Origin of the sequence: Streptomyces sp. NPDC004658, from assembly GCF_040609555.1 — a bacterium.
GTDB lineage: Bacteria > Actinomycetota > Actinomycetes > Streptomycetales > Streptomycetaceae > Streptomyces.
In genome coordinates this window covers 1-11,249 of record NZ_JBEXKG010000205.1, presented here as the reverse complement: position 1 = coordinate 11,249, position 11,249 = coordinate 1, and the positions used below count along the sequence as shown (strand labels likewise).

7 protein-coding genes and 2 pseudogenes are annotated in these 11,249 nt (G+C 72.3%); 7 read left to right on the top strand and 2 right to left on the bottom strand.

Features of this window, described 5'->3' with window-relative positions:
• Positions 1 to 11: 11 nt before the first annotated feature.
• The gene (locus ABZV94_RS36900) at positions 12 to 1,385 is read right to left on the bottom strand and encodes a S1 family peptidase (protein ID WP_356348573.1); all 1,374 of its coding nucleotides are present in this window, start codon (positions 1,383 to 1,385) and stop codon (positions 12 to 14) included.
• Positions 1,386 to 1,589: 204 nt separating this feature from the next.
• Here ABZV94_RS36900 and ABZV94_RS36895 point away from each other — a divergent pair, with 204 nt between their 5' ends.
• The 6 genes and pseudogenes from ABZV94_RS36895 to ABZV94_RS36870 all read left to right on the top strand — a co-directional run bounded on the left by ABZV94_RS36895 (position 1,590) and on the right by ABZV94_RS36870 (position 9,603).
• The gene (locus ABZV94_RS36895) at positions 1,590 to 2,003 is read left to right on the top strand and encodes a PaaI family thioesterase (RefSeq protein WP_356348571.1); all 414 of its coding nucleotides are present in this window, start codon (positions 1,590 to 1,592) and stop codon (positions 2,001 to 2,003) included.
• A 544-nt stretch (positions 2,004 to 2,547) separates the two neighbouring features.
• Complete coding sequence (locus tag ABZV94_RS36890; protein WP_356348569.1) at positions 2,548 to 2,766, top strand: type A2 lantipeptide; 219 nt, start codon at positions 2,548 to 2,550, stop codon at positions 2,764 to 2,766.
• 102 nt (positions 2,767 to 2,868) lie between these two features.
• Positions 2,869 to 3,675 carry an HlyD family efflux transporter periplasmic adaptor subunit gene (locus ABZV94_RS36885; protein WP_356348566.1) on the top strand — a complete coding sequence of 269 codons (807 nt, stop codon included), beginning with the start codon at positions 2,869 to 2,871 and terminating at the stop codon, positions 3,673 to 3,675.
• Positions 3,672 to 5,894: an NHLP family bacteriocin export ABC transporter peptidase/permease/ATPase subunit gene (locus ABZV94_RS36880; RefSeq protein WP_356348564.1), complete on the top strand. Its 2,223-nt coding sequence runs from the start codon at positions 3,672 to 3,674 to the stop codon at positions 5,892 to 5,894. The genes ABZV94_RS36885 and ABZV94_RS36880 overlap by 4 nt, the downstream gene beginning before the upstream one ends.
• A 1-nt stretch (position 5,895) precedes the next feature.
• On the top strand, positions 5,896 to 8,721 hold the full coding sequence (locus ABZV94_RS36875) for an NHLP bacteriocin export ABC transporter permease/ATPase subunit (protein WP_356348561.1): 2,826 nt from the start codon (positions 5,896 to 5,898) through the stop codon (positions 8,719 to 8,721).
• Positions 8,722 to 8,758: 37 nt separating this feature from the next.
• A pseudogene (locus tag ABZV94_RS36870) lies at positions 8,759 to 9,603 on the top strand (IS5 family transposase).
• Positions 9,604 to 9,618: 15 nt separating this feature from the next.
• Here the strand turns inward: ABZV94_RS36870 and ABZV94_RS36865 are convergent.
• A complete protein-coding gene (locus ABZV94_RS36865; RefSeq protein WP_356348576.1) occupies positions 9,619 to 10,440 on the bottom strand; it encodes a ribonuclease BN in 822 nt (273 codons plus the stop codon).
• A 204-nt stretch (positions 10,441 to 10,644) separates the two neighbouring features.
• Between ABZV94_RS36865 and ABZV94_RS36860 the strand changes: the two are divergent.
• Positions 10,645 to 11,249 (top strand): annotated as a pseudogene (locus tag ABZV94_RS36860) (galactosyldiacylglycerol synthase); the annotation flags it as partial.

Below are 11,249 nucleotides of genomic sequence, written 5' to 3'. Positions count from 1 at the left end.
CCGGTCTTCGGTCAGTGGGAGCCGGCGGGGGCCGACGACCCGTCGTCCGCCGCGTCGGCGCCGGAGGGATCGGCGCCGCCCCCGATCTGGTCACCGCCGGCCCCGGCCTGGTCACCGGCACCGGCCTGATCACCCGCACCCGCCTGGTCACCCGCGCCGGCCTGATCGCCGGCACCTGCCTGGTCACCCGCACCCGCCTGGTCCCCGGCACCGTTACCGGCTCCGGCTCCGGCTCCGGCTCCGCCGGCGCCGAGCGTCGCGCCGGTGGCCTGGAGGGCGGTGGTGACCGGCTGGAAGAAGGTCTCGCCGCCACTGGTGCAGTCACCGCTGCCACCGGAGGTCAGGCCGAGCGCGCTGCCGTCCTGGGTGAACAGGGAGCCGCCGCTGTCCCCCGGTTCGGCGCAGACATCGGTCTGGATGAGGCCGGTGACGGTGTCGACGCCGTTCGGGTCGGTCTCGCTCTGGAAGTTGACGGTGGCGTCGAGGCCGGTGACCTGGCCGTCGTGCAGCCCGGTGGTGGAGCCCATCCGGAACACGGTCTCGCCGACGGTGGCGTCGGCGGCCTGGTTGATCTGGACGGTCTGGCCGTTGCCGGCGTTGACCTCGCTGGGCGCCTGGGTGTTCGGGTCGTTGTACTTGACGAGGGAGAAGTCGCCCTCGCCGGGGAAGGTGGCCTGGTCGACGGTGGCGATGGGCCGGCCGGTCTCGGAGTCGGACCACTCCTTGGCGGCGACGCCGCAGTGACCGGCCGTCAGGAAGGCGGGACTGCCGTCGGAGGCGGTGACGTTGAAGCCGAGGGAGCAGCGGACGCTGCCGCCCGGCACCTGGGAGAAGATGGCGTCGCCGCCGGAGACGAAGGTCTTGAAGGTGCCGGAGGACTTCTTCAGGGTCGCCATGCCGGACCCGAGCCCGCGCACGGCCGACTGCAGTCTGTTCCAGTTGGCGCCGGTCACGGTGGAGTCGGCGGTCACGAGGACCTTGTCGGTGCGCGGGTCGACGGCCCAGGAGGTGCCGGGGATCGTCGCCCTGGCCTTCAGCGTCCGCGCGGCGGCCTTGAGTTCGGCGGTGCTGTTGTCGACCTGGCGGACCACCGCGCCGGCCTTCTTCGCCTGCACGACGACGTTGTTGTCGCCGCTGACCACGTTGACGACGAGCTGCTGCTTGCCGCTGTCGTAGTAGGACCCGGCGAAGGCGTCACCGAGGATCTTCTGGAGCCGGCCGGCGAGGTCCGAGGCGTCCGTGGCCTTCAGGGTCTTCACGTCCGCCGTGCCGCCTGCGGTCGCGCTGTCCTGGTCCTGCGAGGCGTTGGCGTTGGGCAGCAGGAGGGCCGCCGCCCCGAGCGCCGCGACACCGCCCACCGCTATCGCGGCCTTGCGCTTGGGCATTCGCTTGTGACTCAAACTTCTCGACCTCCACGGGGTCTGCCGCTCACGGGCAGTGCGTATCGGGTTCGTACCGGGGCGCCTGGATGGCCGTACGTACGCACCGACCGCGCGGTGTGTTCAATTCCGGTTCCGCACGGCCGTACCGGAGCGGGGAATCGGCCATGCTCCGCGTCAAGCGGCGGGCGGCCGGGAACAATCCGCCATATGACGATGACCACGGCCGAAGCCGACAAGATCCTCTCCGCCCACTTCGCCCCCTGGGTGCTCGACCTGGGCCTGACCGTCGAAGCGGTGGGCGAGGACCGGGCCGTGCTGCGTCTTCCCTGGTCCGACCGGCTGGCCCGGGAGGGCGGCGGGCTGTCGGGGCAGGCGCTGATGGCGGCGGCCGACACGGCGACGGTGATCGCGGTCTCGGCCGCGCGGGGCGGGTTCGTGCCGATGACGACGGTGCAGCAGTCGACCTCGTTCCAGCGCGCGGTGAGCGGCGCGGACGTCCTGATCGAGGCGGTGCTCACGAAACTGGGCCGCCGCATGGCGTTCGCGGACGTCACGCTGAGCGACGCCTCCTCGGGTGCGCTCGCGGCCCGGGCCGGCACGGTGTACGCGATTCTGGGCTGACGCCGAGTCGGCTGACCATGGGTCAGCTGACGCCCGAGCAGGTCGGCGCGACAAGGTCTGGGGGACGTAGTTCTTGCGGGGATCCGAGCCGACACGCTCGGCAACCGATCGGTAACGGTCAGCTGCGAACGTGAAGCGGAATCCACCCTTCAGTGAATCTGCACATCGAATGCCCAGGCGCGTCACGGCCGCCTGGAGATCTGCACATCCGCGCGCCCCCTGGCACGTCTTTGGCGAGGAGTGCCGGATTCGCGATCCGAGGCGCAAGGCGCCCGGCGCGACGATGCCGTGCGGCATGTGAAGGAGTCGCCGACACGGCGTGCGCAGACCTGCACGGTTGCGCCCCCCTCACACGCCAAGTGCGCAGGTGGGAGCCCTGATTGATTGGAAGCGCGCCCCGCGTGCGTGCTTTGATCCATCGCACCGCGGGGTCCGGCGGGCCTCCGGAGACGGATGCCCGGCGCCCGCGGCCGCGGCCGTCCGTCTGTCCCCAGAGGGGGCCGCTCCCCCCTTGTGAGATATCCATATGAAGGGAAGTTCCACCATGAACTCCACCCCCCAGGTCGAGACCGTCGAGATCTCGGACGCCGAGCTGGACAACGTCTCCGGCGGTCTGTCCTCGAACACCCTCAACAGCACCCTGGGCACCGTCAACGCGGTCGCCCCGGGCGTGACCGGCCTGGTCAACACGGTCGTCGGCACCGTCGAGGGCGTCTCCGGCCTGAACACCGCCCCGATCAACGGCCTGGTCGCCGGTCTCTGATCGCACCCCCGGTGTGACCGACGTCCCGGAGCCGTCCCACGGCTCCGGGACTCATCGGTGCCCTGAAACACCCGCGTCTCTCCCACAGGTGAGGGAAGTCCCGTGCAGTTCCGCCAACAGGCCCTCGCCAAGCTCCAGTCACCCGAGGAGCTGGACCTCCCGGTGCGTCTCGCGCGCCCGCAGGGCTGGCTCGCGCTCGGCGTCACCGTCGTCGTCATGGCCGCCGCCTCCGTCTGGGCGGTGACCGGCTCGGTCGCCTCCACGGTGAGCGCGCCCGCCATCCTCACCCACGGGCAGGGGAGTTATCTGCTCCAGAGCCCGGTGGCCGGACAGGTGACGGCCGTCCTCGCCCGCCAGGGCCAGCGGCTGCCCGCGAACGCGCCGGTGCTCAAGGTCCGTACGGACAACGGCGAGACCGTCGTCCGGACCGTCGCCGCCGGACGCGTCACCACGCTCGCCGCCACCCTCGGCCAGATCGTCCAGACCGGCACCGACGTCGCCGCGGTCGAGAAGGTCGCCCACGCCTCGGACCCGCTGTACGCGACCGTCTACGTGCCGGCCGAGAACGCCGCCGCCATCCCGGCGCACGCCTCGGTCGACCTCACCGTCTCCTCGGTACCGACGCAGCGGTACGGCGTGCTGCGCGGCGAGGTCAAGTCGGTGGACCGCACCGCGCAGTCCGCCCCGTCCATCTCCGCGTTCCTCGGCGACCGCCAGCTCGGCGAGCAGTTCACCCGCGAGGGCCGCCCGGTGGCCGTCCTGGTGGAACTCGCCAAGTCCTCGTCGACCAGGAGCGGTTACCGCTGGTCCACCACCGACGGACCGCCGTTCCGGCTCGACTCCATGACCCTCGCCACCGGCTCCGTCCGGCTCGCCGACCAGCACCCCGTCGATTGGCTGCTTCCGTGACCACCGCCGAGCAGACCCGTGGCCGTAGGCGCGCGGCCCCCGCCAAGCGGCCGGTCCCCAAGTCCCGTACCGGCACGGTCCGCACCCCCACCGTGCTCCAGATGGAGGCCGTCGAGTGCGGCGCCGCCTCCCTCGCCATGGTCCTCGGCCACTACGGCCGGCACGTCCCGCTGGAGGAGCTGCGCATCGCCTGCGGGGTCTCCCGCGACGGCTCCCGCGCCTCCAACCTGCTGAAGGCCGCCCGAAGTTACGGCCTGACGGCCAAGGGCATGCAGATGGACCTGGCCGCCCTCGCCGAGGTGCGGGCACCGGCCATCCTCTTCTGGGAGTTCAACCACTACGTCGTCTACGACGGCATGGGCCGCCGCTTCGGCCGGCGCGGGGTGTACGTCAACGACCCCGCCAAGGGACGCCGTTTCGTGCCCATGGAGGAGTTCGACGGCAGCTTCACCGGTGTGGTGCTGGTACTGGAACCCGGCGAGGGCTTCACCAAGGGCGGCCGCAAGCCCGGCGTGCTCGGCGCGATGCCGGCCCGGCTGCGCGGCACCGCGGGCACCCTGCCCGCCGCCGTCCTGGCCAGCCTGCTGCTGGTGGCGGTCGGCGCGGCCGTGCCCGCGCTCAGCCGCACCTACATCGACATGTTCCTCATCGGCGGCCAGACCTCGCTGCTCGGCGTGCTGTTCGCCTCGATGGCCGCCTGCGTGCTGCTCACGCTGGCGCTGACCTGGCTCCAGCAGGCCAACCTGCTGCACGGCCGGATCATCTCCTCCACCCTCTCCAGCGCCCGCTTCCTGCGCCATCTGCTGCGGCTGCCGGTGACGTTCTTCGCCCAGCGCTCCCCCGCCGACCTGGTGCAGCGCCTGCAGTCCAACGACCAGGTCGCCGAGACCCTGGCCCGCGACCTCGCGGCGGCCGGCGTGGACGCGATCGTGGTCGTCCTGTACGCGGTCCTGCTCTACACCTACGACCCGCAACTGACGTTCGTCGGCATCGCCGTGGCCCTGCTGAACGTGGTGGCCATGCGGCTCGTCGTACGGCTGCGCGCGACCCGGACCGCGAAGCTGCGCGCGGACACCGCACGGCTGACCAACACGTCGTACACCGGCCTGCAGCTGATCGAGACGCTGAAGGCGACCGGCGGCGAGGACGGCTACTTCCGCAAGTGGGCCGGACAGCACGCCACCACGCTGGAGGAGCAGCAGCGGCTCGGCGTGCCGAGCGCCTGGCTCGGCGTGGTCGCGCCGACGCTCGCCACCTTCAACAGCGCGCTCATCCTGTGGATCGGCGGGATGCGCGCGGTCGAGGGGCACATCTCGGTCGGTCTGCTCGTCGCCTTCCAGGCGCTGGTCACCCGCTTCACCGCGCCGCTGACCCGGCTCAACGGCGTGGCGGGCCGCATCCAGGACTTCGCCGCCGACGTGGCCCGGCTGAAGGACGTGGAGAACTTCCAGGCCGACCCCCTCTACGCCCGCCCCGGCGGCGGGGACTCGACCCGGCGGCTGCACGGGCACGTCGAGCTGGAGAACATCACCTTCGGCTACAGCCCGCTGGACCAGCCGCTGCTGACCGGTTTCGACCTGACCGTCGGACCCGGGCAGCAGGTGGCGCTGGTGGGCGGCTCGGGCAGCGGCAAGTCCACGGTCTCCCGCCTGATCTCGGGCCTCTACACGCCCTGGGACGGGGTGATCCGCATCGACGGCCGCCGGCTGGAGGACATCCCACGCGGCGCGCTCGCCGCCTCCGTCTCCTTCGTCGACCAGGACGTCTTCCTCTTCGAGGGCTCGGTCCGCGACAACGTGGCCCTGTGGGACCCGTCGATCCCGGACGAGGCCGTGGTGGAGGCGCTGAAGGACGCGGCGCTGTACGACGTGGTGATGCGCCGGCCCGGCGGCATCCACAGCAGGGTCGAGCAGGACGGCCGGAACTTCTCCGGCGGGCAGCGCCAGCGCCTGGAGATCGCGCGGGCGCTGGTGCGCCGGCCGAGCATCCTCGTGCTGGACGAGGTGACCAGCGCGCTGGACGCGGAGACCGAGCAGGTCGTGATGGACAACCTGCGGCGGCGCGGCTGCGCCTGCGTGGTGATCGCGCACCGGCTGAGCACGGTCCGCGACAGCGACGAGATCGTCGTCCTCCAGCACGGCACGGTCGTGGAACGCGGGCGGCACGAGGAACTGGTGGCGCGCGGCGGCGCGTACGCGGCACTGGTCAGGGAGCGGTGAGATGACGACTGTCCAGGAGGGGTTCGACGGCGACCTCGTCCTCGGGGCGCTCGGCTCGCTCGGCACGCGGTTCGACTGCGCCGGTCTGAGCCGCCTGGACCTGGAGGGTCCGCAGGTGCTGTGGCTGGTCGCGGCCGGCGCCCTGGACCTGTACGCGGTGGACGCCGCCCAGCAGGGCCACTGGCACCACCTCGGCCGGCTGGAGGCGGGCACCCTGCTGCTCGGCCCGGTCGCCGGTCCCCAGCGCACCCTCGTGGCCCGGCCGGTCCGGGACTGCGTGGTGCACCGCGTCAGCCTGCGCGAGCTGTACCAGCCGGCGCAGACCCAGACCTGGTCGTACGACGAGTACGGCAACCCGCAGTACGTGCCGCCGACGTCGAGCCCGCTGGAGTACGCGCTCGCCCTCGGTGTCGGCCGCGGTCTGTCCGTCCTCTTCCAGGCCCCGCTCGCCGAGGAGCGGGCGGCGGTACCGGCGGACGACGACGTGTTCTGGATGCAGGTGCCGCCGGGCAGCGTGCAGTACGGCTCGCTGTACGGCGCGGAGGCCGCGGCCGACCTGCTGATGGACCCGGCGCTGTGGCAGAGCATGGTGGACCAGCAGTACCGGCTGCTGACCGCGCTGGACCGGTGGATCGAGCAGCTGGAGCGCACCCACGAGACCCGGACGGCCGCCGGGATCAAGGCCGGTGAGGCCGTGCGCGCCCAGGCCGACCGGACCCTGCTCGCCTCCATCGGCAAGCGCTCCTCGCGCCGTACGACGGCCGCCGACGCCGACGCCACCTACGCGGCCTGCAAGCTGGTCGCCGAGGCGGCCGGCATCCGGCTCGCCGAGCCCGCGCAGACCGGCACGGAGAGCGACCGGCTGGACCCGGTGGAGCGGGTGGCGCTGGCCTCCCGGGTGCGGACCCGGGCTGTCCGGCTGGACGGGCACTGGTGGCGGGAGAACGTGGGCCCGCTCGTCGGCCACCGGGCGCTGTCCGGGGCTCCGGTCGCGCTGCTGTGGCGGCGCGGCGGCTATGTCGCCGTCCACCCCGGGACGGGGCGCGAGACACCCGTCGAGAAGGCGAACGCGGAGGAGTTCGAGCCGCGCGCGGTGATGTTCTACCGGCCACTGCCCGACAAGCGGCTCGGGCCGCTCGGGCTGCTGCGGTTCAGCCTGCGCGGCACCCGCGCCGACCTGCTGGGCCTGCTCCTCGCGGGGCTGGTGACGGTGGCGATCGGCGCGCTGGTGCCGATCGCGACGGGCAAGGTGCTCGGCGAGTACGTGCCGAGGGCGCAGGAGGACCTGATCGTCCAGGTGTGCCTGGCGGTGATGGTGAGCGGGGTGGTCGCGGCGGCCTTCACACTGCTGGAGAACCTGTCCATCCTGCGCCTGGAGGGCCGGATCGAGGCGGCGCTGCAACCGGCCGTCTGGGACCGGCTGCTGCGGCTGCCCACCCGATTCTTCACACAGCGCTCGACGGGTGAGCTGGCCAGTGCCGCGATGGGGATCAGCACGATCCGCCGGCTGCTGGCGGGCGTCGGCCCGGTCGTCGCCCAGTCGGTGACCGTCGGCGCGATGAACCTGGCCCTGCTGTTCTGGTACAGCCCGGCGATGGCGACGGCCGCGATCGGGATGCTCCTCGTCATCGGGGCGGTGTTCGGCGGGCTCGGGCTGTGGCAGGTGCGCTGGCAGCGGCGCCTGGTGGTGCTCGGCAACAAGCTGAACAACCAGGCGTTCCAGACGCTGCGCGGGCTGCCGAAGCTGCGGGTGGCGGCGGCCGAGAACTACGCGTACGCGGCCTGGGCGCGCCAGTTCGCGCACAGCCGGGAACTCCAGCAGAAGGTCGGCCGGATCAAGAACCTCACCACGGTCCTCGGCGCGGTCTACCTGCCGGTGTGCACCCTGCTGATGTTCATGCTGCTGGCGGGTCCGGCCAAGGGGGCGATGTCGGCGGCGGACTTCCTCGCCTTCAACACCTCGGTGACCATGGTCCTGACCTCCGTCACCCAGCTGACCGGCGCGTTCGTGTCGGCGGTGGCGGCGCTGCCGCTGTTCGAGGAGATCAAGCCGGTGCTGGAGGCCACGCCCGAGGTGCGCACGGCGAGCACCCGCCCCGGTCCGCTGTCCGGCGCGGTGGAGGCCCGCCGGCTGTCCTTCCGGTACGCCGACGACGGCCCGCTCGTCCTGGACGACGTGTCCTTCGCCGTACGGCCGGGCGAGTTCGTGGCGGTCGTCGGTCCCAGCGGCTGCGGCAAGTCCACGCTGCTGCGCCTGCTCATCGGCTTCGACCGGCCGGTCTCCGGCAGCGTCCTGTACGACGGCCAGGACCTGGCGGCGCTCGACCAGTCCGCGGTGCGCCGCCAGTGCGGGGTCGTCCTCCAGCACGCCCAGCCGTTCACCGGCTCGATCATGGACGTCATCTGCGGCGCCGAGCCGTACACGCCCGAGGAGGCGATGGCGGCGGCCGAGCTGGCGGGGCTCGCGGAGGACATCCAGCGGATGCCGATGGGGCTGCACACGATCGTCGCGGCGGGCGGCGCGATCTCGGGCGGCCAGCGGCAGCGCCTGATGATCGCCCAGGCTCTCATCCGGCGCCCGCGCATCCTCTTCTTCGACGAGGCCACCAGCGCCCTGGACAACGACACCCAGCGCATCGTCATCGACAGCACCCGCAAGCTGAACGCCACCCGGATCGTCATCGCCCACCGGCTGTCGACCGTCATGGACGCCGACCGGGTGATCGTGATGGAGGACGGCAAGGTCGTCCAGCAGGGCACCCCGGCCGAGCTGCTCGCGGACACCGGGGGCCGGCTGCACGAGCTGGTGCGCCGGCAGCTGGCCTAGGGCGTTTCCTTCAGATCATCGGATCGTTGGTTGATGTGTGTCGTTGACTGACGCCCAGTGGGCCCGCATCGAGCCGTTGTTGCCGGATCGGACACCGAAGCGGGGTGGCCGGTGGCGGGATCACCGGCAGGTGATCGACGCGATCGCGTTCAAGTACCGCACCGGGACGCCCTGGATGGACCTGCCCGAACATTTCGGTTCGTGGAAAGGCGCCCACAACCGGCTGCGGAAGTGGGCCGCTGACGGCACATGGGAAAAGGTCTTCACCGCCCTGCTCGCCGATGCCGACGCCGAAGGTGACCTGGACTGGGTTGTCGCGGTCGACTCCACGATCGTGCGGGCTCACCAGCACGCGGCCGGGGCCCGTCAAAAGGGGCTCCGGCCGGCGAGCCGGCCGACCATGCCCTCGGACGTTCCCGCGGCGGGCTGACCACGAAGATCCACCTCGCTGCCGACGGCCGCTGTCGACCGCTCGCTTTCGTCATCACGCCCGGCCAGGCCGGCGACGCACCCGCATTCGAGCAGGTCATGGCTCGAATCCGAGTGCCCCGGCGGACAGGCCGCCCGAGGGTGACACCGGAGGCGGTCCTGGCCGACAAGGCGTATTCGTCCCGGGCGATCCGTCGTCACCTGCGGCGGCGCGGGATCCGGGCGGTGATTCCGCAGCCCGCGGACCAGGCCGCCAACCGCAAGCGGCTCGGCCGCCGAGGTGGCCGCCCGCCGGCCTTTGACCGCGAGGCCTACAAGCAGCGCAACACCGTCGAGCGGTGCATCAACAAGCTCAAACAGTGGCGCGGCCTGGCCACTCGTTACGACAAGACCGCGACCATCTACCTCGCCGGACTCCACCTCGCCGCCATCTTCATCTGGTCGGCGAGATGATCCGAAAGAAACGGCCTAGCCGGGTTCCTCGCCGTCACCCGGCTGGGCGGGCTCCTCGTGGTGGTGGGACGACACCCAGTGGTGTTCGGTGAACCAGCGGCCGAACAGGGCACCGCCGTAGATGACGAAGCCGACGCCGATGAGCCAGGACTCCACGACGAGCACGGTGCCGACGGCGCCGTAGCTCAGGGCGTTGGTGACGACGAGCGGGGTGAAGACGAGGTAGGAGAAGGCGCGGAGGCCGGCCAGGCCGATGACCGTGGCCACCGCGCCGGGCAGCAGCGACCGCCAGTGGACCTGCCCGCCGAGCAGGAAGCGCTGGCCCCACCAGAAGAACAGCACACCGATCAGCGCGGAGAACACGATCCGCTGCGTCCCGTGCAGCGTCGCCTTCGTCGCGACCTCCTGGTAGAGGTACGCCGTCAGCACCACCAGCCAGGTCGCCTGCCGCCACACCCGGTGCCAGGGGCCGGAGGCCAGCCCCCAGATCCGCTCGTAGGCGTTCTGCACGCTGCCGCCGAAGGACACGCCGAACACGGCGAGCAGGACGCCGCTCCACACGCTGGTGGTGCCGATGACCTTGCGCGGGGGGCTGATGACGTCGGTGATGACGTGGGCGGACCGCCCGGACAGGCCCATGCCGTCGGTGAGCCAGGAGGCGAAGCCGCCCCGCACCAGCGGGTCGGCCGCGGCGACCACGATGAGCAGCGGTGCCAGCGTGATCAGGGCCAGGGTGGCGAAGCCCATGGCCCTGTGCATCAGCTCCAGCTCCCGGCCGTGCTCGAACAAGGCCTGGAGGCGCAGCCACCGCCACGCGCGGTGCAGGCCGCGCCGCAACCGCCTCACGGCTCCTCCCGCTGCTCGCCGCCCACCGCACGCTCTCCCGTGCCGATTCATCCAGCCTGGCACGCGCCGCGCGACTCGCAGCCGGAGGGGCGGGAACCGGCACGGCGCGCTGCTGCGCACGGGTGACCGTCCGGCCGGGCGACACGGCCGGCGGGTGCGCGGTTTGGGCGTCGCGGCGGCGGAGAATCGGACTCCGTGTCTACCACCGAGGACGCGCCGGGCGGCCGGCGGCGCATGCTGATCGTCAGCGCGAGCATGGGAGCCGGTCACGACACCGTGGCCGCCGAGCTGGCGCGGCGGGCCGCCGCCCGGGGCCACGAGGCCCGGGTGGTCGACGTGCTGGCGCTGCTGCCGTACGGCCTGGGCACGGGGCTGCGCCGGGGCTACCAGGCGTCGGTCCGGCACCTGCCCTGGCTGTACGGCGGGGTCTACGGCGCGTTCCTGCGCGGCGGTCCCGGCCGGCGGCCCAGCGGGGTGCCGCTCGCCCGGCTGGCCGGGGAGCGGCTGACGGACCTCGTGGACCGGCTGGGAGCCGACGTGGTTGTGTCCGTCTTCCATCTGGCCGCGCAGCTGACGGGGCATCTGCGGGAGCGGGGCGGGCTGCGGGTGCCGAGCGCCGTCTTCCTGCTGGACTTCGCGGTGCACCGGCAGTGGCTGCATCCGGGCAACGACCGGTATCTGTGCCTCACCGAGGCCGCGGCGGCAGAGGTGCGCCGGTTCCTCGACGTGCCGGTGGTCACGACGGGGCCGGCGGTCGCGCCCGCCTTCCGCGCTCCCGCCCCCGGGACGGCCCGCTGGCG

Excerpts from the sequence above, each read along its gene's own strand:
- ABZV94_RS36900 (WP_356348573.1), bottom strand. The coding sequence starts at position 1,385 with ATGCCCAAGCGCAAGGCCGCGATAGCGGTGGGCGGTGTCGCGGCGCTC.
- ABZV94_RS36895 (WP_356348571.1), top strand. The coding sequence starts at position 1,590 with ATGACGATGACCACGGCCGAAGCCGACAAGATCCTCTCCGCCCACTTC.
- ABZV94_RS36890 (WP_356348569.1), top strand. The coding sequence starts at position 2,548 with ATGAACTCCACCCCCCAGGTCGAGACCGTCGAGATCTCGGACGCCGAG.
- ABZV94_RS36875 (WP_356348561.1), top strand. The coding sequence starts at position 5,896 with ATGACGACTGTCCAGGAGGGGTTCGACGGCGACCTCGTCCTCGGGGCG.